Annotated in this window: 26 protein-coding genes; 21 read left to right on the top strand and 5 right to left on the bottom strand. The window is 70.2% G+C overall.

Annotation, left to right across the window (positions count from 1 at the left end):
• The first annotated feature begins 269 nt into the window (after positions 1-269).
• Positions 270-419 carry a hypothetical protein gene (locus tag ACIQOE_RS23810; protein ID WP_401413587.1) on the top strand — a complete coding sequence of 50 codons (150 nt, stop codon included), beginning with the start codon at positions 270-272 and terminating at the stop codon, positions 417-419.
• A gap of 865 nt (positions 420-1,284) precedes the next feature.
• Here the strand turns inward: ACIQOE_RS23810 and tgmC are convergent.
• From tgmC to ACIQOE_RS23795, 3 genes are read right to left on the bottom strand one after another with little or no spacing between them, the layout of a single operon-like run.
• Complete coding sequence (gene tgmC, locus ACIQOE_RS23805) at positions 1,285-2,481, bottom strand: ATP-grasp peptide maturase system methyltransferase (RefSeq protein ID WP_401413585.1); 1,197 nt, start codon at positions 2,479-2,481, stop codon at positions 1,285-1,287.
• Positions 2,478-3,464 carry an ATP-grasp ribosomal peptide maturase gene (gene tgmB, locus ACIQOE_RS23800; RefSeq protein ID WP_401413583.1) on the bottom strand — a complete coding sequence of 329 codons (987 nt, stop codon included), beginning with the start codon at positions 3,462-3,464 and terminating at the stop codon, positions 2,478-2,480. The genes tgmC and tgmB overlap by 4 nt, the downstream gene beginning before the upstream one ends.
• A 4-nt stretch (positions 3,465-3,468) precedes the next feature.
• Positions 3,469-3,735 (bottom strand): putative ATP-grasp-modified RiPP, encoded by a 267-nt coding sequence (locus tag ACIQOE_RS23795; protein ID WP_401413581.1) that lies wholly within the window; start codon positions 3,733-3,735, stop codon positions 3,469-3,471.
• A gap of 157 nt (positions 3,736-3,892) precedes the next feature.
• On the opposite strand from ACIQOE_RS23795, the gene ACIQOE_RS23790 reads away from it, so the two are divergent.
• Together ACIQOE_RS23790 and ACIQOE_RS23785 are read left to right on the top strand one after the other, a co-directional pair.
• Positions 3,893-5,263, top strand: a complete 1,371-nt coding sequence (locus tag ACIQOE_RS23790) for a Tat pathway signal protein (RefSeq protein ID WP_401413579.1) — start codon at positions 3,893-3,895, stop codon at positions 5,261-5,263.
• A gap of 13 nt (positions 5,264-5,276) precedes the next feature.
• Entirely contained in the window at positions 5,277-5,555 is a 279-nt protein-coding gene (locus ACIQOE_RS23785) for a DUF6087 family protein (protein ID WP_401413577.1), read from the top strand.
• A 926-nt stretch (positions 5,556-6,481) separates the two neighbouring features.
• On the opposite strand, the gene ACIQOE_RS23780 is transcribed toward ACIQOE_RS23785, so the two are convergent.
• Positions 6,482-6,931: a hypothetical protein gene (locus ACIQOE_RS23780; RefSeq protein ID WP_401413575.1), complete on the bottom strand. Its 450-nt coding sequence runs from the start codon at positions 6,929-6,931 to the stop codon at positions 6,482-6,484.
• Between the two features lie 549 nt (positions 6,932-7,480).
• Between ACIQOE_RS23780 and ACIQOE_RS23775 the strand changes: the two genes are divergently transcribed.
• The 18 genes from ACIQOE_RS23775 to ACIQOE_RS23690 all read left to right on the top strand — a co-directional run bounded on the left by ACIQOE_RS23775 (position 7,481) and on the right by ACIQOE_RS23690 (position 22,482).
• Complete coding sequence (locus tag ACIQOE_RS23775) at positions 7,481-8,209, top strand: DUF2786 domain-containing protein (RefSeq protein ID WP_401414209.1); 729 nt, start codon at positions 7,481-7,483, stop codon at positions 8,207-8,209.
• A gap of 106 nt (positions 8,210-8,315) precedes the next feature.
• On the top strand, positions 8,316-8,555 hold the full coding sequence (locus ACIQOE_RS23770) for a hypothetical protein (protein WP_401413573.1): 240 nt from the start codon (positions 8,316-8,318) through the stop codon (positions 8,553-8,555).
• A gap of 26 nt (positions 8,556-8,581) precedes the next feature.
• A complete protein-coding gene (locus ACIQOE_RS23765) occupies positions 8,582-9,046 on the top strand; it encodes a DUF6197 family protein (protein ID WP_401413572.1) in 465 nt (154 codons plus the stop codon).
• A gap of 91 nt (positions 9,047-9,137) precedes the next feature.
• On the top strand, positions 9,138-10,904 hold the full coding sequence (locus tag ACIQOE_RS23760) for a ParB N-terminal domain-containing protein (protein WP_401413570.1): 1,767 nt from the start codon (positions 9,138-9,140) through the stop codon (positions 10,902-10,904).
• A 61-nt stretch (positions 10,905-10,965) separates the two neighbouring features.
• Positions 10,966-11,388 (top strand): hypothetical protein, encoded by a 423-nt coding sequence (locus tag ACIQOE_RS23755; RefSeq protein WP_401413568.1) that lies wholly within the window; start codon positions 10,966-10,968, stop codon positions 11,386-11,388.
• A gap of 135 nt (positions 11,389-11,523) precedes the next feature.
• Complete coding sequence (locus tag ACIQOE_RS23750; protein WP_401413566.1) at positions 11,524-12,741, top strand: hypothetical protein; 1,218 nt, start codon at positions 11,524-11,526, stop codon at positions 12,739-12,741.
• Between the two features lie 378 nt (positions 12,742-13,119).
• The gene (locus ACIQOE_RS23745) at positions 13,120-14,229 is read left to right on the top strand and encodes a hypothetical protein (RefSeq protein ID WP_401413564.1); all 1,110 of its coding nucleotides are present in this window, start codon (positions 13,120-13,122) and stop codon (positions 14,227-14,229) included.
• A gap of 510 nt (positions 14,230-14,739) precedes the next feature.
• A complete protein-coding gene (locus ACIQOE_RS23740; protein ID WP_401413562.1) occupies positions 14,740-15,372 on the top strand; it encodes a hypothetical protein in 633 nt (210 codons plus the stop codon).
• Positions 15,373-15,432: 60 nt separating this feature from the next.
• The gene (locus tag ACIQOE_RS23735) at positions 15,433-15,789 is read left to right on the top strand and encodes a hypothetical protein (RefSeq protein WP_401413560.1); all 357 of its coding nucleotides are present in this window, start codon (positions 15,433-15,435) and stop codon (positions 15,787-15,789) included.
• A gap of 126 nt (positions 15,790-15,915) precedes the next feature.
• Positions 15,916-16,770: a hypothetical protein gene (locus ACIQOE_RS23730; RefSeq protein ID WP_401413557.1), complete on the top strand. Its 855-nt coding sequence runs from the start codon at positions 15,916-15,918 to the stop codon at positions 16,768-16,770.
• A gap of 119 nt (positions 16,771-16,889) precedes the next feature.
• Positions 16,890-17,312, top strand: a complete 423-nt coding sequence (locus ACIQOE_RS23725; RefSeq protein WP_401413555.1) for a DUF6409 family protein — start codon at positions 16,890-16,892, stop codon at positions 17,310-17,312.
• Between the two features lie 331 nt (positions 17,313-17,643).
• Positions 17,644-19,044 (top strand): DUF3560 domain-containing protein, encoded by a 1,401-nt coding sequence (locus tag ACIQOE_RS23720; RefSeq protein WP_401413553.1) that lies wholly within the window; start codon positions 17,644-17,646, stop codon positions 19,042-19,044.
• A 72-nt stretch (positions 19,045-19,116) separates the two neighbouring features.
• Positions 19,117-19,767, top strand: coding sequence for a hypothetical protein (locus ACIQOE_RS23715; protein ID WP_401413551.1), 651 nt, complete (start codon positions 19,117-19,119; stop codon positions 19,765-19,767).
• Between the two features lie 62 nt (positions 19,768-19,829).
• A complete protein-coding gene (locus tag ACIQOE_RS23710) occupies positions 19,830-20,258 on the top strand; it encodes a DUF6197 family protein (RefSeq protein WP_401413549.1) in 429 nt (142 codons plus the stop codon).
• Between the two features lie 42 nt (positions 20,259-20,300).
• Positions 20,301-20,699 (top strand): DUF6181 family protein, encoded by a 399-nt coding sequence (locus tag ACIQOE_RS23705; protein WP_401413546.1) that lies wholly within the window; start codon positions 20,301-20,303, stop codon positions 20,697-20,699.
• A complete protein-coding gene (locus ACIQOE_RS23700; RefSeq protein ID WP_401413544.1) occupies positions 20,696-21,304 on the top strand; it encodes a DUF6349 family protein in 609 nt (202 codons plus the stop codon). Before ACIQOE_RS23705 ends, ACIQOE_RS23700 begins: the two co-directional genes overlap by 4 nt.
• A gap of 201 nt (positions 21,305-21,505) precedes the next feature.
• On the top strand, positions 21,506-21,784 hold the full coding sequence (locus tag ACIQOE_RS23695) for a DUF6211 family protein (RefSeq protein ID WP_401413542.1): 279 nt from the start codon (positions 21,506-21,508) through the stop codon (positions 21,782-21,784).
• Between the two features lie 44 nt (positions 21,785-21,828).
• Complete coding sequence (locus ACIQOE_RS23690; protein ID WP_401413540.1) at positions 21,829-22,482, top strand: hypothetical protein; 654 nt, start codon at positions 21,829-21,831, stop codon at positions 22,480-22,482.
• Between the two features lie 241 nt (positions 22,483-22,723).
• Here the strand turns inward: ACIQOE_RS23690 and ACIQOE_RS23685 are convergent, their stop codons facing one another.
• A complete protein-coding gene (locus tag ACIQOE_RS23685) occupies positions 22,724-22,984 on the bottom strand; it encodes a hypothetical protein (RefSeq protein ID WP_401413538.1) in 261 nt (86 codons plus the stop codon).
• Between the last annotated feature and the right edge of the window lie 811 nt (positions 22,985-23,795).

Below are 23,795 nucleotides of genomic sequence, written 5' to 3'. Positions count from 1 at the left end.
GGCGCCCCTGTGACGCCCATCACGCTTATGTCATTCCATAAGAAATCCGCTTGCTGGGCGCACGGTATTTGCGACCCGCCTGACCTGCAGATTTGAGGGCACCCTATAGCGTCAACCTGACGGTTTCCGGCGGGGAAATCTCGGCACCGGCACACGGAACACCATCACGCGATTTATCTACACCGGCGCCAGTGTAAAGTGATCGGCGTTGTTCCCGGACGGTCGGCCGACTCCAGTCGGCCCGCGTACTGAAAGGGGGTGACGAGACATTGTCCGAACCTGAGATCACCGATCCCAGGCCGGACGAGACCCAGCTTTACCGCTTCATCCGGGCAGTATTGCCGGCGCTGAAGCTCGTAGGTGCAGGACTCAAGGTCGTCTACTACGCGATTCGCATCGCAGACGAACTGGACCCTTGACCTGCGAAGAAGCAAGGGGAGACCCGCCCGCGCGTGGGCGGATCCCCCCGGGTCCACGTCTAGCCCCGTGGCCCCCGCGAGACTCGCGGGGGCCACACTGATGTGTGAACCACTGCGGCTACGGTAGCACGACTCTAAATCCAATTAAGCAATCATGGCGCATTGCCGTCCCTTAATTGACCCCGGACAGCGTTTAAATTTCGCGCGGCGGCTGCCAATTACAGACGCCTCCGAAAGTGGCCCTAATTGGTCGACCGTCAATTTGTGAAACGTGAGCCGTCCGCGCAGCATTACATCTCTTCCCTGACCGACTCATGAATGGTGCGGGGGCGCGGGCAGCCGGAGGGAGTCTTCGCAGCTCAAACCTGGTCCAGCCATCCCAGCCTGCCAGCCAGTCACGAGCGCAGTAACCGGCCTTGTACGGGTTGATACTGACGGGAGGCCAGAGGCATCTCAAGGAGAGTCTGACCGCGAACGGGCGCATCGGTGCAGCTCCTCCGAACAACATTGGCTAGGCAATTCCCGTGCAGGACTGAAGCAGGAAATGCCTCTGACCTGCAACAACTGTTGCCATACAGTGGGTCTAGGTACCCCTCTGGGGAGCCGCACCTGGCGTCCTCCTGCCGTACGCCGACACCGACGTCGGCCCGGAAGGTGCCGGGCCGCGCCCGTACAGACCGGGCGGAGGAGCGGTCGGCAACGGGGCGTGGAGATGGCGCCCTGGTTGATCTCAGTGACCAGGCCATACACCAGTACCGCACGTCGGGGTCGCTGTGCAGCTCGTTGCGCGCGGTCTGCTTGGCGATCACCTCGCAGCGGCGGAGAAGACCTTCCCCCTCTGAGCAGCCTGGAGCAGACGGGCAAATCAGGGCCAGGGCATCTGCAGGCCGGGAATCTGCGGATGCCGCAGGTGTTGTCCGCCGCCGGACACGTGCAGGGTGAACGTCTCCGGCCCTGGGGCACCGGCCGCGTCGTAGGCGTCGAGGACGCGCTCGATCCGCTCCCACAGGTTGGTCGGCCCGCCCTCGCGCACGGCCCAGCTGTTGCCGTCGGGGGCGACGGCGGCGGCTGAGCCGGTGACGACGTCGACCAGGAGCACCGTCTCCCCGTTTGTGGTCATCTGCGCGTCGGGGACCGCGCTCTGGGCGAGGAAGCGCAGGTGGAACGCTTCCTGGGTCGCGGCGGTGATCCGCTTAGGGCTGTGCCGCGTGGCTCGGGCAGTCGTGGGCAGCCCCGCGGCCCAGTGGGCGGGGTTGCCGAACGCCGGCGCTGCGTGCGTACGCGCGGACATGAAGGACACGGTGCCACCCAGCAGCGGCCCCTCCGCGGTGCCGTCCTTGGCCACCGTCAGCAGCACCCGTGCGTAGCCGTAGAGCCAGCCCGACAGCGTGAGAAGAATCTTCCCACCAGGCCGGGTCTGGGCCAGCAGCGCGGGCGGCATCGCGCGGAAGGAGCAGGCGGCCACGATCCGGTCGAACTGCGACTCCGGCCAGTACCCGTACATGCCGTCCGCCACAGCGAGGGTGGGGGTGTAGCCGCAGCTGTACAGCGCACTCGCGGCTCGCTCAAGCCGGTGGGGGTCGACCTCAATCGATGTGACATGGGCGGAGCCGAAACGCTCGCATGCGAGCGCGGTGGAGTAGCCGGTGCCGGTGCCGATCTCCAGCACCATGTGTCCCTCCTGCACGTCGGCATCAGCCCACATCCGTACAACGAGCGAAGGAAGGGTGGACGAGGAGGTGGGGGCGCCGCCGTGCCGTGCCGCGGGGGCCTTCCAGTCCGTCTCATCGCCGTCGAACTGCGTGATGAGCGTGGCGTCGGAGTAGGCGGCGGCCAGCCACCGGCCGTAGTCGGCTTCGGCGGTGACCGGCTCCCACACCGTCAGGCCCTGCCCGTCGCGCTCATCGGCGGGCAGGTAGAAGCCCGGCACGAAGGGGTGCCGGGGCACCTTCCCGACCGCCGCCCGCCAGCCGGGGTCGGCAAGGGCGCCGTCTGCGGCGAGAGCCTTGACCATGGCCTCGCGCAGACGGGCGGCATCGGTTTCCAGATCGGCGGGCATCATCGCGGTCCGCCTCCTTCCGTAGTTGTGGTCAGGATGTCGGCGAACGCCCCTGTGATGGCGGCGGCATCGGGCAGCCAGCCCCACTGGCCGTTGGGGTTGCACTCGATGAACACCCAATCCTGTGCCGCGTCGCCGTCGCCGGTCAGGGCGAAGTCGAAGCAGCCGAAGACCAGGCCGAACGCGGCCAGGTAGCTGTGCAGCGCGGCCGCGACCGGTGCCGGCACAGTGATGGGGGCGTGAAGGAGCAAGTCCCAGTCGCCGCGCCGCCAGTCCAGCGCGCCGTCCGGCGCGGCGATCTGCTGGGCGAAGACGTTCTTCCCGACCACGGTGACGCGCACATCGCCGGTCTTGGGGACCTCGGCCTGGAACAGGTGGGCGGTCACCGCGAGCGTGTCGTCGAAGGTGTCGGGGTCCACGCGTTGGGCCCAGATTGCTGCGGTGTGCCCGTCCTGGGCGCGGGGCAGGCCGCGGAACGTCTTGTAGATCACGGAACCGTGGTCGGCGGCGAACCTGCGAGCCTGCTCGGCGTCGTTGGTGACCAGCGTCGGCGGGATGGCCAGGCCGAGCTGGGCAGCGCGCTGGAGCTGGGCGGGCTTGAAGTCCGCGGCGGTCACCGCGCTGGGGTGGTTGACGTACGTGGCGCTATGCAGGTGGTTCAGGACGCCGCCGAGCCCGTGCCGGGCCTCGGCGGCGGCGAAGTCGCGCTGCTGGGCGGGCAGGTACTCGAACCGGGCGGCATAGGGGGTGGGGCGACGGTAGTACACCGCCGCCACCTCCCCCAGCTCCACCTCCCGGCTGCCGGTGACCAGGTGCCCGTCCCAGGCCGATAACCCCGCGCCGATGCGGGCGCCGAAGGACAGCCCGGCGCCGAGGTCGGCCGGGTCGACCCGTACCACGGGCACCCCGCGCTCATTCAGTGCGGCGATCACGTAGTCCGCGGTGACGTCTTCCAGCGCGGTGACGACCAGGACGGTGGAGGCCATCGGATCAGTCCGACGCGTAGTCGGTGGTGTTGTCGTCCTGCGTCTGCGGCTGCGGGTTCTGCCCGTCGCCGCCACCGGACGTCGACGCTGTACCGACGGTCTTGTTCGTGCCGTGCTTGCCCATTTCCACCACCTGGCCGGCGGCGTCGGTGTAGAGGGCGGTTTGCGTCGCCGCGTCTAGCGCCACCGCGGCATACGGCGGCGGGCCGACCGGGAGCCGGTCGGTGACCAGCCTCATCGCCCACGGAGTTTTGGGTGCAAGCGTTGCCATGCGTTCGTCCTTCCTCTGTGCCTCATGCCGATAGCCGGACGGCTACCGCAGATGCAGAATCCGCTCCTGCCCCCACTTCTGACCAGTACCGTAGGTGTGGCGAACCGTCGCGAAAAGGCCACGCTCCGTGACGTTGAGGCGGAGAGGGGAGGCATCGGTGCCGAGCAGATCGGGCAATGCGCACCTGGCGCTGTGGATCGCGGCGACCGGCCTGTCCCACGGCGAGATCGCCCGCCGCACCGCCGCGGAAGGGATCCGCCAAGGTCACCCGCAGGTCGCCCCGGACGCCACCCGCATTCGCCGTTGGATCGACGGCGAACGCCCCCGCCCACCGGTCCCGTCCCTGCTCGCCAGGGTGATCTCCGACGCGGCCGGCCAGCCCCTCACCCCGAGTGACCTCGGCTTGACCGCCGCCGGACCCACACTGGATAGCATCCAGCTCCCGCTGCTGACCGAGGCAGCCGCCCAGACCCTGGCCGGATGGACCCAGATGGACCTCTTCCTCGACCGCCGCGACACCCTCAAGCTCGCCCTCGGCGCCCCGCTCATTCTCGCCGCCGAGCGGATGCTGGGCGGCACCGCTCGCCGGCTGAACCCCAGCACCAAGGGCTTCGACGCCGACACCACCGCCGCGCTGGAGGAGGTGACCACCTTCTTCACGAAGGCCGATGCCTCCAAGGGCGGCGGCCTCTACCGCTCCGCGATCGTCGCCCAGCTCGCCGAAGTCGCCCGCCGTATCCAGGACGGCGTCCCCGCCTCCCTGAAGACGCGGGTGTTCGCGGCGACCGCCGACCTTGCAGCTCTGGCCGGGTGGGTCAGCCACGACAGCGGTCGGTACGCCATCGCTCAGCGCTACTGGTCGTACGGCATCTATGCAGCCACCGAGGCAGAGCAACCCGACCGCGGGGTGGAGATCGTCACCCGCATGTCCCACCAGATGATCTACCTCGGGCATCCCCAGGACGCCCTCGGCCTCCTCGGCATCGCCGGGAAGAAGGCGACGCTGCCCGCGACCCGGGCACTGGTCGCCTCCCAGACCGGGAGAGTCCACGCGGCACTCGGCGACGAGCAGAGCGCCGAGCGGCAGTTTGGCGCCGCCGACGAGTTGGTGGCCGCAGGCCTCGGCGACGACGTTCCGCAGTGGGTGGCGTACTTCGACGCGGCCGAGCACGCAGGCGCCCGTGCGGTTTCCGCCCGTGACCTCTCCGGAATCCACGGCGATCACCGGCCCGCCAGCGTGTACTTCACCGACGCCCTGCGGCTGCGCAGGCCCGGCTTCGACCGGGTGAAGGTCATGGACCGGATCGGCCTGGCCGCCGCCCTGCTCGCCGAGGGGGAGCCCGAGCAGGGCGCCGCCGCTGCCCACCAGGCGCTGAACGACGCCGCCCGTGTGGACTCCGCCCTCGTGGCCTCCCGGCTGAACATCCTCCTGGACGCCGCCCGCCATTACCGCACTGGCGACATGGACGAGGTCCGCACCCGTGCAGCGGACCTTGCCGCAGCTCGGCCGACCACCGTCGCCGCCTGAGACCATCGAAGGCATGGGCAAGCACTGCCGACCCGGACCGCCGAATCAGCCGTCCCGCGCGATCCCCCACGCCGACGCCGACGACCCGCTCGCGGCGTACAACAAGCGACGCCGCCCGCCGCTGGACATCCACCGTCGGCACCGCCCCCTCCACGACGGTGGCGGACACCTACGCCCCGACGAGCCCCGCGCCCTAGAGGAATGGAACGGGTTTTCCTACGAGCCCGCCGGCACCGCCGCGAACCTCGCCGATGCCGTGAGGTGGGTGAACGAAGGCAGGGAAGAAGCCTGATCCCGGCCGCTCCTACGAGGGTGCCGTCCATCCCGGAAGCCGAGCCGTCGAGGGCGCCGACCTTGCGGCGGTAGAGGATCTGGGCCGTCTGCTCGGACTCCACGTCGAGCACAGCGGTGATCTTCTTGAACGTCAGCAGAGGCCTGTTCGTGCGCGCAGCCAACAGCGGAGCGGCCGGACAGGTGAGGTACCTGGCCGTCGCGGACGGACCAGCCCCTGCCTCCATTCGTTCCGAAGCCACTGGCGGGCTGATCGTCTGGTCGCCGTTCATTGGTGGCGCCCTCAAAAGGATGGCGGCGACTCACCAGAGGCAGAGGGGACGACCCGCGGCGATCGCTACTCGGAGGCGACTCATGATCTCAGCCTCGGATTCGTCGCGGGCCTGGCCGGCTCGAATCGTCGCCCCGATTGCGCGGGAGCGGCCAGCTGGGCCACGCAGGTCAGCCAACGGGCTACCGGGGTCTCTGCGCCGGGCCAGCCATTCGGCTCGGTTCTCCGCCGCCGTGCCGAGCCGGAGGTGTGCCGGCTGCTGGCAGGAGTGGTTGTCGCAGGTGTGGCAGACGGTCGGGCTGTCGGTTTCCCAGCCGAGTCGAGGGATGACACCGTGCGCGAGCTGGTATCCGAACAGATGGCCCGGCACCGTGCCCGTTCGCGTTCTACCCGGCCGCGACGCAGCCCTGAAGCTGGCGTGGCCGGTGCTTGAGACCCCCGCCGTCCAGAACCAGCAGTCCTCGGTTGACGGGGTCTGGTAGACCTTCGCCCAGTACCGGGCTTGTACGGACTCGTCGGCCAGCCAGCGCTTCCACTCAACAGATGGTATGCGGACGGGCGTTGGCTCGCCGATGAGCGAAAGTTGCTCGTCAACGTGAACGGGCCCGGCCCCGTTTACCGCCGAGAGCGGGAAGAGGCCGGGCCCGGAGTCGTGCTCAGGCGGCATCAGCTCGGCCGTCATCCGTCGTGACCGCCGGGGGCGGGGTGTCCAAGGTGAGGGAAGCCGCGCCGGCGGCATCCGGTCGAGGCTTACGGGATCGGGTGGGGCGGGGCCTCTCGGCGCGGGCCCGCAGCTCCTCGATGACCTCCTTCGCCCGTGCGGCGGTAACAGGCTTCGCCTCCCGTTCCAACTCCTCCGCCGGGACGCCCAGCAGTTCCGAGACCAACTCGGCGTCGTTGTCGAACAGGCGCAGGACGACAGCAGCGGCTTCCCGCGCGGTGACGTCGGCCTCTTCCTTCGCCCTTGCCGCCTTCGCCGCGGCCTCTCGTGCGGTCAGCGCGTTCGCGGCGGCCATTTCGCGCGTCTTCGCCTTCAGTGCTTCAGCAGCGCGAACCCGTCGCCGCAGCTCCGACGCGCTCACCGGCCCTGCTGAATTGGTGCTCATCCGTGCCCCCAGTCCTGTTCGAAATCAGTGCTCGTCGCGCGCACCGTAGGCACAGGTCCGCGGACATCTCGAACCACGAGTTCGTCGGGTGCCGTCGGGTGTGGAAAGGCTGTGCCTCCGGCGGGTCCTCCTCGGAGGGGGTGGGGGCTGGTCGGTTGGGTGCGGGAGCGTCGTGGTGCAGGTGGAGGCGGGGTTCCCTCCTCGGCCGGACACCCAGGGGGCGTACCAGGAACCCGGACACGGCGTCCAGGCCGAGCCGCTTCGCGGTCGCTTCGCGAGCCAGGACACCGCGCCCGGAACCCTGGTACGGCGGAGCTGTCCGACCGAGGAGGGAACCCCGCCCAGGCCCGTTGTGGCCGGGCCCGGCCGGGCGGGTGCGGGCGGGTGGGGGTGAAAAAGAGCAGGTCAGAGCCCATATCCAGGTTGACCCATCCCCTAGAACATGGTTTAATTAGTGATGTCGGAAGGGGAGGGCAACCCCCGACCGGCGCACGGCGGGCCGACCGGCCGCCGACAACCTCTCTCACCAGGAGAACGCACGTGAGCACCATGAAGGCGCCCGGAAAACTCGACACCATCCGCGCTCTGCTCGCCAAGGCGGAGGACCCCCGTACGCCGGAGTCGGAGGCGGAGTTGGCCCGGAAGCGGGCGTTCGAAATGATGGCGAAGTACGGCGTCGAAGAGGCCTTGCTGAGCGACGGGCAGCCGTCGCGGGACGCGGTCACCGCGCGGTACATCGACCTCCCCAACCCGTGGTCCATGTCTCGCGTCCGCCTTTTCTGCTTCATCGCGCAGAACGTCGGCTGCAAGGCCGTGCACATGGGCGTGCGGGGCAGCGTGCGCCGTGTTCACATCGTCGGCTACGAGTCCGACGTTCAGCGCGCCGAAGTCCTCTACACCTCTCTCCTGATCCAGATGCTCGGCGGGCTCAACGCGCAGGTTGTCCCGTACGGCGTCCGCAGTGCCCGAGCATGGCGTAACTCGTGGACCATCGGATTCATCGAGCGCGTCATAGAACGGCTCAAGGCGATCGAGCAGGCCGCCCGCGCCGCCGCCAGCGGGGAAACGTCGGCCACGGGCCGCAGCGGTGAACTCGTGCTGGCCGACCGCGACGCGATGGTGGAGGCCGCCTACCGCAAGGAGCACCCGCACGTCAGGACTTCGCGCGGCTCGTACAGCGGCAGCGGATACGGCGACGGAGCCGCCGCAGGCAACCGCGCCGACATCGGAGGCACCCGCCGCATCGGTGCCCAGACCGCCGGAGTGCTCGCAGCCTGACCACTCGTCCCCGCCGGGGCGGCAGCCCGCCGCCCCGGCCCCGCCCCCGGTGCGGTTCCTGATCGGCCGCGCCCCGGAATTTCGAAGACGCCCCGGAGGGCAAGCCGTGAAGATCGGCAACCACGAAGTGCTCAGCTTCCACACCAACCGCAGGACCGGCATGCGTACGGTGCTGCTCCACAACGGCGACGAATGGGTTACCGCCGTCGTCCCGAAGTCCTTCGGCCCCGACCCTTCCGAGTGGTGGCAGGGCCACTACCACGGTGAGAGCTACGACACCGCCCAGCAGGACTTCCTTGAATGGTCCGAACTGAACCAGGCCAAGCCCGCCGTCAGCCCCTCTTGACCCTTTCGCCCTTCCAGGAGAACGCCGTGCCCCAGCGTCGAACTGCGGCCACCCCCGCCCGCATCCTCACCGCCGCCGCCGACCACATCGAGCGTGTCGGGCTCTACCAGGGTGACCACCTCTGGCAGCCCGGCCGGATGGGCGACACCGCCCCGTGCACCGTGCTGCACGCATGGGAGCGCGGCGTGCGCTCCGTCCGGCCCCGTTGGTCCGTATGCGGAGAACCGTGGGACATCTTCCAGCGCGCTCTGTTCGACTCCCTTGTGGTGCTCAGCAACCAGGTCAACGGCCGCCCCGTGTCCGGGGTCCGGTGGCGAAAGCTGCGGCTCACGGAGGGCGCCTACCGGCGCACCCTCCTGTGGTGCTGGGGGGACGAGCCCGAGCGGACCACCGTCGAGGCCGCCGCCATGATCCGCACCGCCACAGCCCTGCACCCGAGTGACCGCGATCACAGCACCCCCGGTTGCCCCACCTCCAAGAACATGGTTTAATTAATGGTCTCGGAAGGGGGAGGGCAACCCTCCGACCGACACCCCACCGGGCCGAACGCCCGACGAACTCTCACCAGAAAGAGAAGGACCGATGACGAACACCAAGGCCCAGGCCGGCGTCCAGACCGCCCCTGCCCCGTGGCCGACCCTCACGGTCGCCGAGCTGGCCGCGCACCCCGGCAACGTCCGCGACATTGAGGCCCCGGCCGATCTGCTGGCGGACGTGAAGGACAACGGCGTCGTGGAGCCGCTGTACGTCGTGCGCACCCACGGCGACGTGCCGCAGGTTATCGACGGATTCCAGCGACTGGCCGCCGCCGTCGCCGCAGGGCTGGAGACCGTGCCGGTCACCCCGCGCCCCGTAATCCGGATCGACGCGCTTACCCCGCACCCGAAGAACGCCCGCGAAGACCTCGACCTCAACGCGCCGTTCCTGGAATCCCTCCGCATTGAGGGGTGCCGCATCCCCGTCAAGATCCAGCGACTTGACGGCGGAGTCCTCCAGGTCAACGACGGAAACCGCCGCTACCACGCCGCGACGGACGCGGGCCTTACTCACCTGCCGTACGAGTGGGAGAACGACGACCGCGACGCGGCCGGACAGTTCCTCGACATGATCACGACCGCCCAGCACCGCAAGAGCCTCACCCCGGCCGAGATGAACCAGGCGATGTTCAGCGCGGCCGAGGCGGGCGCGCAGGTCGGCCGCATCGCCAAGGCCGCAGGCGTACGGCAGAAGGACGTCAAGACCCTGGTCAAGGTCCGGTCCGACGAGAAGCTGTCGGCCGCCGTCAGCGGCGCGAGCAGCTACGAGTGGACCTTTGAGCACCTGGCTGCGCTCTCGGAGTTCGCGGACGACCCCGAAGCACTCGACGCGATCAGTAAGGCCGCCGCCAAGGTGCGCGCCAGCTCACGCGATGTCGAGTGGGCCATCGCCGTCGAGCGGACCAAGCGAGACAAGCGGATCGCGGCAGAGGCGCACCGCGCGGAACTGGAGGCGGCCGGGAAGAGGATCCGGGACGCCGAGGAACTGTCCGAGCGCGCCATGCCCGTGTCACGACTGCGCGGCATCAGCACCGAGGAGCACGCCGAGTGCAAGGGGCTTGTGTGGATCTTCGATGAGCGGAGGGGTGACCGCTATGAGCCCTACTGCTCCGCCCCCGGTCTGTACGGGCACACGGTGCCCGAGGGCAGCGGTGGCACGAAGACCGCTGCCGAAGTGGAGGCCGAGCGCGCGGCCCGAGCCGCCGTCAAGAAGGGGAACATCGACTGGGACGCGGCCGAGGCCCTTCGCCGCAAGTGGATCACCGACCTGATCAAGCAGCGCAACCCTGCGAAGACCACGACCAACACCCTGATCGCACACGTCAATAATGCTCTCCTGAACGGCAGTTGGGGCATCAGTGACGACCTGAACAAGGAGGGCACCACCGAGATTCTGGCCGGTTTCCTGGGGCTGAACCCCGCGCAGGCCAAGGACCGGGGCAGCTTCGCCGGGCACGTCGCCAAGGACCCCCGCAGGGCCCCGCAGCTTCAGTTCGCCGCCATCGCCGCCGTCCGGGAAAAGTGCGCGAACCGCGCCGCGTGGAGGACGGACGGCCAGCACGCCCCGTGGACACGGAAGCCCACCGGCCGCTGGTTCCAGGTGCTCGCGTCCCTCGGGTACCCGCTCACGCCCATTGAGCAGTCGGTCGTGGACGGGGAGCCCTACGACCCGTCGAAGAAGAAGCCCCGCGCGATCACGTCCGGCAGCGGCGCGCCGGAAGCCGAGCAGGAGTTCGGCACCGACGAGGAGGCGGGCGAGTCGGAAGCCGAGGAGGCCGACGACCCGGCCAGCGACGAAGAAGCCGCCGCCTAACCACCTCAGCCACCCGACGCCGGGGGCGGACCCCCGCCCCCGGCCACCCCAGGAGCCCACAGTGACCCGTACAGCTCTGTTCGAGACCCACGCCGACGACCACGGTTGCGGATGCGTCCCCGCCCCCGCCGAGCCCGACCCCGGAACCACCGCCGACCTCATGCAGGCCCGCGCCATCGCGGGCGGACTCGCGGAGTTCGGCATCGGGCCCCGCCGCTGGTCCGCCGCCTACGACCGCCAGGCCGCCGCCGTCGTCCTGCGAGTGGATACCCCGCGCGGACTGTACGCGCTCGCCATCCCGGCCCCCGGCCAGCCGTTCCCCGTCCGCCACCGGGGCGAGCGCATCGGAGCGCTGGACTGCCGCCGCACGTACGGCACCGCCGACAGCTACACCGCCGCCCTGTTCGCCGCGTTCCTGCGCGACCGCGCGGCATTCGACATCCCCGGCCGGGATGCTTGCCCCACACCCCAGAACATGGTTTAATTAATGGTATCGGAGGGGGAGGGCAACCCCCCTCCGACACGACGGGCCGCCAGTCGGCCCGACCCCGGCCGTACGCGGAGGGCAACCCGCTCGGCCCGGCCCGCGATTCCTCTCTCACCAGCAGGAGCACCCACGATGACCAGCGCAGCCATGCGTTTTTCCATCCCCGCGACCGCCCAGTCCCGCGTCCGTCAGCTCGTCGAGGCGACCAACGCCCGTGCCGCCGTCCACCACCTCAGCGCGTACTCGCTGGACATCTCCAAGCCGTTCCTTGCGGACTACCACGACATCGACGGCCGCCTGATCGGCCAGCGCCCCACCGTCACCGTGACGATCTCCGGTGACATCCCCCGTCACCACGGCTGGACCGTCATCGCCCGCCTGGACCACGACGAGGAGGGCGAGACGATCACCAGCCTGTTCCCCGGTCTGCCCGAGCAGGACGCCGAGGCCGCCCGCCAGTACCGCGCCATCGAGAACTTCTGCCACGGGTGCGCCGTCGCCCGGCACCGCACCGCTACCTACCTTGCCCGCCACGAGAACGGCGAGATGCGGCAGTTGGGCACGACGTGCGTCGAGCCGTACACCGGTCTGCCGATCAAGGGACTTGAGGCCCTGTGGCGGTTCGGCACGCTGAAGGACTCGGACTGGGACGGCGAGGGCGGCGGCATCCCGGCCGATCTCCGGGTCCCGGTGATCGAGGTCCTGCGGGTGACCGCCGCCATCGTGAAGACGGAGGGAAGGTTCTACAGCCGGTCCGAGCAGTGGAAGAACAAGATGCCGACCGCCGACGGCGTCGAAGCGTACTTCTTCGACCGCAAGGCCCCGATGGACTGGCGGGCCGCCATCGACGCCGACCCCGACGCGCCGACCACCGCCGCAGCCGTCCGGGCATGGGCCGTCCAGGGACACGGAAGCCTCTCCGACTACCGCCACAAGGTGGGCCAGTTGGCGAAGGGAGAGACCGTCGACCCGCGCCACCTGCCGACGCTGGTGTCCGCCATCGCGGGGTGGTACCGCGACCAGGAGAAGGAGGCCACCGAGCGGGCCGCCCAGAACTCCCGGCCGCAGGGCACCGTGGGCGAGCGGATCACCACCGCCGCCACCGTCACCACCGTGATCGAACTGGAGGGCCGGACCTACGGCTACCACGCCCAGCGCCGCCGACTGGTGAAGTTCCAGGACCCGAGCGGCAACGTGTTCGTCTGGTTCAGTTCCGCCGCCGACGTTCCCGATCAGGGGGACGAGGTCGAGCTGACCGGCACGGTCAAGGACCACAGCATCTACGGCGAGACCGCACAGACCGTGCTCACCCGGTGCCGCGTCGCCGCCCGCGAACTGGTCGCCGCGTAGCAGCACCCCGGCCGGGCGGGAGCCACCGCCCGGCCGGATCCCGGCCGCCGGGCCGTGGGGTGGGCGGCATCGAGCCGCCCACCCCACGCAGCGCCCACCATCCGGCGGGGCCGCCCATGTCGGCGGCCGGCGCCGGTCACCCGGCCCCGTACGAAAGGGCGTCCCTCCGGGACGGCTCAGCCTGGCCCGGCTCGGAGCCGGCCGGAACGTCCGGGCCGCGGACGGCCCTCCCGCCCCGTCCGGACGCCGGGCCGAAGGGCGTGCCCTTCGGGCACGACGGCGCTGTCCATCGCGCTCCGCACGATGACGGGCGGGACCTCTCCGAAGCCCTACGGCGCATCGCCGACCGCACCACCGATATCCCGAGGAACATCCCCCATGCCTGAGAACGCACCAGCCGCCCAGCATCAGGTTGTCCACCCCGGAGACCCATCTCCGCAGACCTGCATCCAGATCGCCCGGCAGGCCGCGATCCTTGCAGTCACCGCAGCCGACGACGCCATGACCGCCGTGTGCCGCAGCCGATCCGGCGCCGTCGCGCGCCTGGAGGCGATCATGCACGCGGCGCACAAGGAAGCCGTCGAAGCCGAGAGATGGGCCGATCGCGCCGAGCAGTACGCCGGCGACCTCACCATGCCGGACAGTGCCCCCTTGTACTGCGCCCGTGAGGCCGTCACCCACGCTGTTCGGGCGCAGTCGGCCGCCGAAGTCCAGACAACAGCCCAGGATTTGTGGGCCGAGCTGGAGCGAAAGCTGACGGCGGCCGAGTACGCCGAGCGGGAGACCGAACGTCGTCGGGAAGAGGCAGGGCGGGAGGCCGAGGAGCGCGCGGCCACCGGCATGGACGCGTACAACCGGGACCGGATGGTGATGAACCGGTATCTCGCCGAGGGCCACGTTGCCGAACTCGGTTGGACGGCGGGGCACGTCCGCGTCCTGGAGGCCGCCGAGTCAGGGCGCCTGTACTGGCGAGACGGGAGGGCCCGGCAGGCAGCCCGGCACGGCGTGTGGAACGGTGGCCGGCGGATCAGCCGCGACCGGACCGAGGCACTGTTCGCCGCACGGTTCCTCGTCGCCGTTCGCCAGGACGACGGCACCCGCGTACTGACCCCCAGCCCGATGGGCCAAGTCGCCCTTGAACTGGCCCGGCTGCACCCCGCCGGACTCCACGACAGCGACCAGGCCGCCTACGAGGCACGGTTCGCCCGGGTCCGGCGACGCCACAAGCGCCGCGACGACCAGAAGGCCGCAGCCCGCGTGCTCCCACCGCTCGATTCCAGCGCCCGGAACCTGTACCGGAAGCCGGTCACCCTCACCGAACAGCGGGCCCGCGCCGAGCGCGACGCCGCCGACCGATGGGAGGACGAGGGCGGCCACTGCCACGGCACGCACACGCCGAGCCCCGCGGTGAACTTCGTCACGAGCCCGCCCGCCCGGCTCATCCTGCCCCGGCACCGGCACACCGCCGTGCAACCCGCCCTCTGGTGACGGTGACGCATCCAGGGCGCCATCCGGCCAACCGCAATTCGCCGAACGGCTTCGTCGGGTGCCGTCGGGTGTGGAAAGGCTGTGCCTCCGGCGGGTCCTCCTCGGAGGGGGTGGGGGCTGGTCGGTTGGGTGCGGGAGCGTCGTGGTGCAGGTGGAGGCGGGGTTCCCTCCTCGGCCGGACACCCAGGGGGCGTACCAGGAACCCGGACACGGCGTCCAGGCCGAGCCGCTTCGCGGTCGCTTCGCGAGCCAGGACACCGCGCCCGGAACCCTGGTACGGCGGAGCTGTCCGACCGAGGAGGGAACCCCGCCCAGGCCCGTTGTGGCCGGGCCCGGCCGGGCGGGTGCGGGCGGGTGGGGGTGAAAAAGAGCAGGTCAGAGCCCATATCCAGGTTGACCCATCCCCTAGAACATGGTTTAATTAGTGATGTCGGAAGGGGAGGGCAACCCCCGACCGGCGCACGGCGGGCCGACCGGCCGCCGACAACCTCTCTCACCAGGAGATGAACGATGAACACGCGTCTCACCGTCGCGGAACTGTCCCACCCGATCGCCCTCGAACTCGGCGGGAATTGGCGACCGCAGCCCGCGCGTCACGGCGTCCAGGAGCTGGACCACGCCGCCACGTTCACGCACCTGGACGGCCGACAGCTCCACCTCTCCGAGCGGTTCGACGACCCCGGACACCTGCACATCCGGGGCGCGTTCCCCACCACCGATTACCCGTTCCGCAGGGGCGAGCGCGACACGGTCCGAGTCGACATGAGCGAGGACCCGGCAAACATCGCGGCCCGGATCGCCGCAGATCTCATCCCCGTGCACCGTGACGTTCATGAGCGCGTGAAGGAGCACAACCGCGCACAGGCAGAAATGTGCCGGGACGTCGAGGCAGCCGCACGCGATCTCTCCGCCCGACTCCCCGGAGCGCGCACCCGGATCGACGGCACAACCGCCCTTGTCTACATGAATCTTGAACCGGGCGAAGTCCGCATCGGACTCGACGGTGACACCGTGAGTCTCGTACTCAACGACGTCCCCCGGATCATCGCCGACGCCGTCGTATTCGCGGTGGGCCGATTCCTGCCCCACGTCCAGACTCCCGAGGGAGAACGCGGCGAATACGTCGACGGATACACCCTCTAACTCCCCCTTCGTTACGGCGGCGCGCTGCCAGCGCGCCGCCCCCCCCAGAAAGGCCCCAGGATGAGCGCCGACATATTCGTGATCGAGCCGCAATGGATCGTGCAGGCCCCGCACCTCCGGTGCACCCTCAAGCGCGCTCTTGCGCTCCAGGCCGCTCACAACGTGTGGTCCGGAACCGAGCACATCAACAATGCCGTAGAGATGGCCTACGGCGATCTACTCCCAGACTCCGGCCGATGGGAGCTGACCCTTTCCCAACTTCGCACACTGAAAATCGCCATCGAGTGGCGCAGGGCCACGCAGGCGGCCAGCGGAAAGAAGACTGCCCCCAATATCCTTGAGCGCTGGACACAAATAGAGGACGAGGTCATAGCCACATATCAAGACGTGAGTGAAGCGGAGTTGTACTGGATGTAGGGGTTGCCGATCACTCAAGAACGTGGTTTAATTAATGGTATCGGGAGGGGGAGGGCAACCCCCCGACCGACACTCCCGAGGGCCAGCCGGCCCCGGACGTCTATCTCTCACCAGGAGGACCGCGACATGCCCCGCAAGCCGAAGATGACCGACGAAGAGCGCCGGGCCTACTCCGCCAAGATGCGCGGCGAGCTCGAATCTGTGATGGATCGTGCGTACGGGGCGATGGTCAGCAGCGAAGACTTCTGGGCCACCGTTATGCGCACGGCCGCGAACCTCACCCACACGGACCGCGACGACCGCAGCCCCACCAACTGCATTGCCGTCGCGGCCCAGCACCCCAACGCCACCCACATACTCAGCTCCGGCGACTGGCGGAAGGTCGGACGCTTCCCGGCCAAGGGCTCCACCTCGCTCCGTATCTGGACGCCGATCAAGCGGCGGCCCGAGAGTGGCCAGGAGGCCACGGCCGCAGCCGCCGACGGCGGGCAGCGGGAGGCCGCCGACGAGGCCGCCGGGGGTGAGGCGCGCAGGGTGTCCGGCTTCAAGGCCGGACCGGTTTTCGACATCAGCCAGACCGACGGCGACGCCTACGAGCCGCCCACACCCGCGCGGTTCACCGTCGAAGATGTCTGGGCCGCCATCTCCGGGGCCGATGGAGTACTCGACGCCGACGGGGAGTGCGACTACGCCGTCCGCCTCCACCTCTACAACTCCGCGCTTCGGCGCATCAGCGAACTTGACGCACCCGTGTACGGGCAGCGCGAAGCGGAAGTTGCGTCCGCCGCCCACGTCGCCGCGCTCATCCTCGGAATCGCTCCGGGCCCCGCCGTAATGCCGCCGCTCGCGGGCATCATCACCGACGGCAAGAAGCCCCCGGTTCACGAGGCCGCCGTACGGGCCATCGAGACCGGCCGCGCCATCGCAAGCACAGTCCGGGCCGCCGCCGAACGCCGCCGCGAACTTGCCGTAACCGGTTGACCCGAACCCAAGAACATGGTTTAATTAATTGTGTCGGAAGGGGGAGGGCAACCCCCCGACCGACACCCCCGCCGGGGCCGACCGGCCCCGGCGGAACCTCTCACCAGACAGGACACGACATGCTCACCACCGACCAGAAGCCCACCGTCCAGGACTTCCCCACCGCGACGCTCGTGATCGCCGGACCCTGGTTCCGGGGCCACCAACTCGACACCCGCCCGGCCGTCGTCGTCGGCCCGTTCGGCGGGCCGGAGTTCGCGGACGAGGCCACCATGTCCGTGGTCTGGTACTTCACCCTCGGAGCCCCGCAGCCGGGCGACTCCGTCCAGGCGATGTTCCCGCACGAGCTGACCCCGCTGGACGACACGCTCACCACGATGCACCAGGACACGTTCCGCGACATCGTCCGCAGCCTGCGCCGGGGCCGGTTCGCCTACGACGACGGGGACGCGCTCCGCGCCGCCGTCCGCCAGACGTGGCGCGAGCGGACCGGACTGGCCGACGCCGCCCCGGCCGCCCGCCACACGCTCCACCGCAGCTGACACCGAGGCCTGCCGGTCCGGGGGAGGGCAACCCTCCGGACCGGCAGGCCCCCAGCACCCCAGCGGACACCCCTTCGGGGCGGCAGCACATGGCCCGGTGCGTTCACCGCCGCCGGCCGACTCCGCCGCAGGCGGCTCCGCCGACCGACGACGGGCACCGGACCGCAGCGGACGCGCCCCGCGGGGGCGCGACTGCCCCTGCCGCCGCGCAGGCGCGACGACCCGCGAGCCGATCGTCCCTCACGGCCCGCGCCGGGGGTGCAGCGCCGCTGCCGACGCACGGTCCGCCCTGCGGCCGGACCACAAACTCTCACCAGAAAAGACCAGTTCAGTGACTATCGAGATCACCCACACCCGCCGAGAAGGCACCCTGATCGAGGGGACCAGCCGGGACGACGGATCGGCCGAGATCCTGCGACTCCGTGAGTACGGCCGCACCCAGCGCCAGCCCTTCCGCTGGAGCAGGAACCTTGACTGCTGGTACCTCCCGCACAGCCGCGACCACGCCACCTACACCCCCTCGCTCGAACGCCTCGCGCAGCGACTCCGGGAGAAGGGGTTCGAGGTCACGCTGACCGTCGACAACGCCGACCGCCGGAGCTTCAGCGAGGCCGAGGAGGAGCGGGAGGAGAGGGCCGAAGGCCGGGCGGACCGGTTCGGGGGGTACGCCGCCAGCGCCGCCCAGTCCTCCGAGGCCGCGCACCGGAAGAGCCACGACATATCCGAGCGGTTCGCCTTCGGTCAGCCGATCCTCGTCGGTCATCACTCCGAGGGCCGCGCCCGCCGCGATCACGCGCGGATGGACGACGCGATGCGCAAGAGCATCAGCGAGCACGACCGCGCCGCCCACTGGAGCGGCCGGGCGCAGGCCGCCGCGAACTACCAGCAGTTCAAGAAGGACCCCGGCCGCACGCTCCGCCGTCTCGACAAGCTGCAAGCCGACCTCCGCGCGGTCGAGAAGTGGCAGCGCGGCCAGTCCGCCAAGGGGTTCTCCCGGAACCCGGCAGACCCGGAGCTGGAGATCGAGCACCAGGAGCTGGCCGAGGAGATTGCCCACTGGGAGAAGGTCATCAAGGACGCCGAAGCCGAAGGCTTCAAGGTGTGGTCGCGGGCCGACTTCAAGCGCGGTGACTTCGTTCTCTACCGCGGAACCTGGTACGAGGTCCTGCGGGTCAACCCGAAGTCCGTGACCATCCCGCACATCCACAACAGCACCGGCAAGCGCATCGTCCGCGCCACCGGCAACCAGCACGACGACTGGACATGGACTGCCCCCTACGACGGCGTGTCCGGGCGTAAGAGCGCCGACGAGATGCAGCCGCCGCCCCAGGCCCCGGGCACCGAACCGCAGGAACAGGCCGAGCAGTCCCCGGCGGTCGAGGAACAGGTGCCGGTCGGGAAGCCGACCGCCGCAGCGACCCCGGCCGCGTGGGCGAACTGGCCGGACGGCATGGCGCTGGTGCTGATCGCTTCGAAGGGCTCCAGCCGCTCCCGCAAGCGGCGTGCCCTGTGGGCGATGACCCGCCGCGAAGCACAAGCCGTATGCGGCGACCCCCGCACCTCCGGCCGCTCCTACATGCTCATCTGGACCGACCGGCCCGGCACCGAGGGCGCCGACTGGGAATGGGTCCCGGACAACGGCAGCCACGCGCCGGTCCTCAGCGAGCTGGGCATCACCCCGCGCCGTGAGTGGACCGCCGCCCCGCAGGCCCCGGCGGCCGCGGCCGCGTAACCGCGCCCCCGCCCGCCCGGCGGCCGACCGCGCCGGGGCGGGCCCCCTCTCTCACCAGAACAGGGCACCACCATGACCACGCAACTCCTCGAACGACCCGCGACCATCACCGTCCCCGACACCGAAGCGGGCAGGCTCATCGTCCCCGCGACCGGGGGCAGCGCCACCGTCCCGACGTACCGCGTCGGCACCCCCGACATCCAGTGCCGATACCCCGTGATCATCGGCGACGACCAGGTCATCGGCCGCGCCTACCGGTGGCACCGAGACTGGCTCGTCCTCACCACCGCAGGCGAACGCAACCTCCGCCGCCCGCCCAAGGGAACCCCCGGCACCGACATGGCCGCCGCCCACCTTGCCGAGGAGTACGCCGCCGGTCGGATCGGCGCGGTCCCCCTGGAACAGGTGCTCGCCGAGGCCCCCACGCCGTTGTGCGGACCGGTGCCCCTCCTGCACCCGCGGATGCCGGTCAACGATCGCAACACCGAGGGCGCGCAGACCGCATTCGCAGGACTCGCGGCCCACTACTGGCGGGCAGTGCTCACAGGGTTCCCCGGCAGCGATAACCACTGGTACCTCACCTGCGAATTGTGCGACTGGGAAGGCCCGAAGTTCTGGAGCCACCTACGCGGGCGCAACGGAGAGCCGCCGAGCGCGCGCCGCCACAAGGGCGGATGCATCGGAGAGGACCAGGTCCGCCGACTGATCCCCGCCTACCACTAGCAGCCCGACCGAGGGGCGGCGGCCACGTGCCGCCGCCCCCGCCCTTCCCGAAGGACAGCACCGTGCCGACCCACCACACCCCCGAAAGCATCGTCATCGCGGACACCCCCGCCGCCATCCTGGAATGGGCCGCCCGCCACATCGAACACGTCGGCATCCACCAGGGCCCGCACCTGTTCGACGGTCCCGGCCGCACCGCCACATTGCCGTGCTGGCCGCGCGGCGCCCTCCAGGTCGCCGCCGGCCACGGGCGGGGAGCCGCCGGCCGGACGTACGACTGGGACCGCATCGACCGCGCACGCGACCAGGCGTTCGCCCTCCTCGCGGAAACTCTCGCCGGTCACCCCGTCGACGCCGCCGACCCCACCGCCGCCAAGGCCCTGCACCGCGACGTCATCGACCGGTGGAGCGCCGAGCCCGGCCGTACCGCCGCCGACGCCGCCCGCGCATTCCGCACTGCCGCCGCCCGCGCCGAGCACGCCCTGTTCTGACCCCGAAGCCCGCCAGCACCCCGAGTCACCGAAGGCCCCGCGATGGACGAGACGACACAAGACCGAAGCACCACCAGGACACCGAGCCGCCGAGGAGCCGCCACCCCCAGCCGGGACGGCGTCCACCGAGTAAGCGTCCCCCTCCACCCCCGGCTCAGCGCGACCGAGCTGATCCGCGTACTCCTCGCGGCCCCCGGGGAAACCGACCTCTCCGCCCTCGACCCCGTACAGGTCCGGTCGCTCATAGCCGACGTGCTCACCCACCACGGCTATGACGTGCTCGACCGATCCCCGTATTACCCGGAACTCGACCGCCACCAGGACGCCCGCCGCGCCGTCCGCCGCGCATACGGGCCCCGGTTCCTCGACGCCCCCGGCGAACAGGCCGCGCTCGCGGACCCCCTCCGCGAAGTGCTCGCCGCCGGAAGCAGGACGTCGTGACCGCCACCGTCGCCGAGCCAACCGGAGCACGGGCAAGGCAGACGCACTACTGGCGAGTGCGCAACGCACGGACACGACACCGACCCGAGAGCGCGGCCCAGGCGTGGCACATCCAGCCCGGACACCCCGGCGGCGCCTACTGCGACCTCGGCCATGAACTGGACCCGCCCGCACACCACACCCCGACCCTGCTCTCCCGCAGGAGGCCGACCGGCCACCGGGGGGACGAGCAACAGTTCCGCGGCGGATGTCTCGCGTGCCAATGGGAAGGCCCCGTGCGCAGCGGCGACGGGTTCGGGCACGGCGACAACGAAGCGGTGGAGGACGCCCACGACCACTGCTTCCCCGGCTGGCGAACGCTGCCACCGATCACCACGGTCGGAGACCGATGGAGGATCCCGAGGAGCCGACGCCGCTGGCGTCAGCTCACATCCCAGTACCCGGCGGGCTGGATCGACCAAGGCGCCCCTGTCGTGGCGTGGCGCCAGTACCGCCGCGAAGCCCACGCCCCGCCGCATGCGGGCCGCCCCCGCTACGAACTCCGCATCCCCCCACAACCCGCCGACCGCGTCGGGCGCCCCACAGATCAAGGGGCTCTCTTCTGATGACCGCCGTCCTCCGGATCAGGGCTCCGCCCCACTCGATCCAAAGGTGGTTTAATTACCCCGCCGTCAGCGGAGCGGGCAACCTCCGACCGGCCGTGCGTCCCACAGGGCGCAACGCACCCCAGACAACAGATGACGGCCAGCGCACAAGGGCAACAAGGCGCTGGCCGTCGGTGTCTCTCTCACCAGAAAGACCACACCATGCTATGCGACCGACACCCCGACTGTCCCCAGCCCGGCGACATCGCCCAGCTCAGAGGAGGTAACAGCATCGGCGCCGACCCCAACGACAGCTTCGTCATCGTCGAGGACTTCCCCCCGACCGGCCGGCACCTCGTGCTCAACCTCCCCGTCGACCACCCCGGCCGCTCCGACTGGGCCGCAGCCGTCCCCCTGGCAGACATCGCCACCCTCACCCGGCTCGAACCGGCGGGCAGCCGTACGTGGGCGCCGGCCCCAGACCCGGACGACATCCAGTGACCGCGCCGAGCGGCCACGACCGCGACCAAGAACAGGAGGCGACCGTGTCCCCGAAGACCGGCCGCACGCTCTACTCGCGCGCGGACCTGCGCAAGGTCCACGGCATCAGCGAGCCGACCCTTCAGAACCTGTGGACCGACCGGGAGAACAACGGGCACCCGCCCGTCGCGGACACCATCGACGGTGTCATGCACTGGGACGGCGACGTTTGGGCGACGTGGCACCACGAACTTCAGCGGCAGCGGGCCGCCGCCGCCACCACCCACCCGCCGAAGCTAGACGGCGACCCCGAAGAGATGGTCGGCCCCGCCGAAGCCGCGAAGGTCTGCGGGTTCGCTGACTCCGCCACCGTCTCCCACTACGTCAAGAACCCGCCCGAGGGATGGCCCGAGCCCGACGGCTGGGACGAGCTACCGACCCGGCGCCGCCCGAAGTGGAAGCGCTGGCGCCTGTGGCAGTACCTCGCGGACCGCAAGGGCCGCGGGCACGCCGGCGGCCGCACTGCGGGTCGCAAGGGCCTGGCCTACCCCTACCAGGGAGACGAGCGGCTGACCCTCGCCCGGCAAGCCATCGAGGCAAACCCCAAGGCCACGAACGCCGAGTTGATCCCCCAGCTCCTCGGGCTGACGGAGAAGACCTACTCGCGCCCGACCTGGAACAACATCATCAAGTCCGCCCGCGAGCACCCCGGGGAGTGACCCATGCCCGACACCCGATGCCCGCGCTGCGGTGGCCCGCTCGGTGAACGGTCCGCTCGATCCCGGATCACGGTTGACCGTGACGTTCGGATCTGCGCCGTTTGTGGGACCGAAGAAGCTGTTCGAGATGCCACCGGGCAGACACCAGTGCCGTTCGGTGATTGGCCGGTGAAGTAGACGGTGTACATGGGGAGGGCCCCACCCCTCAGAGGGGTGGGGCCCTCCCCATGTGCGTGTCCGTTCAGGGCCGCGGGCGCAAGGGAGTGGCTGGGGGAGCGCCGTCCGGGGCGTCGTCGGTGGGGGGCTCCGTCAGCCAGCGCCACAGCCGTCGCCGCAACGCGGCGACGGCCCGCCGCTTCAAGTGCGCCGCCCATGACCGGATGCGCCGCGCACGTTGGCGAACTCGTGGGCCGTAGTGCGCGAGGAGCACGGGCATCAGCAGCAGGGAGAGGAGCAGCAGGTAGAGGAGGAGCCAGTGGGACGTCTTCACGATCAACCTCACGCGGGTCTCGGTACCCCCGCGCGAAGCTATGCAGCGAGGGCGAACTCGGTCGGGCCGGGAACCGGGCCCACTCCGGGAGCGCGGGGGACGCGAGGGGCCGCCAGCCGTAGGACACCGCAGGGCGAGCACTCGTTGGGTGGAATGGCGACGAGATGCCCGGTGAACCTGACACGGCCGGCCAGGAGACGCCACGCGAGGTGCAGCAACAGAGCTGAGAGGGCGTACGCGTCGTCCGCGATGTGGGTGGCCTCAACCGCCGTAGGAGCACGGCCGTCTCGGCTCAGCCGATTTAGGCGTGTAGTTAGTCGGCTGACCAGCATCTCGAAGAGAAGCCGGGTCTTTCCTGAGCCGGCGGCCAGACGAGGGAGTCCGTCCAAGGGGGCATACCGGTGGTATCCGTCGAGCATCACAATGCGGTAGGGGGGCGGCGTCGGCGCAAGTCCGTGAAGCAGACCAGAAGCGCTGGACGGGATACCGCCGGCTTCCTCCGACGTTCGGAGGAGGAGGCGGGCCACGTCATCACCAGCCATCAGGCGGCTGGACCCGGCCCCCCATTCACTGCGTACGGAGTCCCCCAGGTCACGCAGCCATTCGCTGACCGAAGCCAAAGCTTGGAAGCGGCGCAGGCCGTGGGACACCATGTTGGTCACCAGCAACACACCATGCCCCGCCTCGCCCGGGGCATCGCTGCGGATCGCCGGGTGGATGCCAAGGTCCGCCAGGGAGTGAGACCACATCGCCCGCCACGCCAGCGTAGCGGTACGCGCTGCGGGGGCTGGCTGAAGGCGGGTGGTCATGGGGGAGAGGCTAC

The organism is Streptomyces sp. NPDC091282 (assembly GCF_044757385.1).
Classification (GTDB): Bacteria; Actinomycetota; Actinomycetes; order Streptomycetales; family Streptomycetaceae; genus Streptomyces; species Streptomyces gramineus.
The sequence above is the reverse complement of the archived record's forward strand: the minus strand, read 5'-3'. Positions and strand labels throughout refer to the sequence as shown.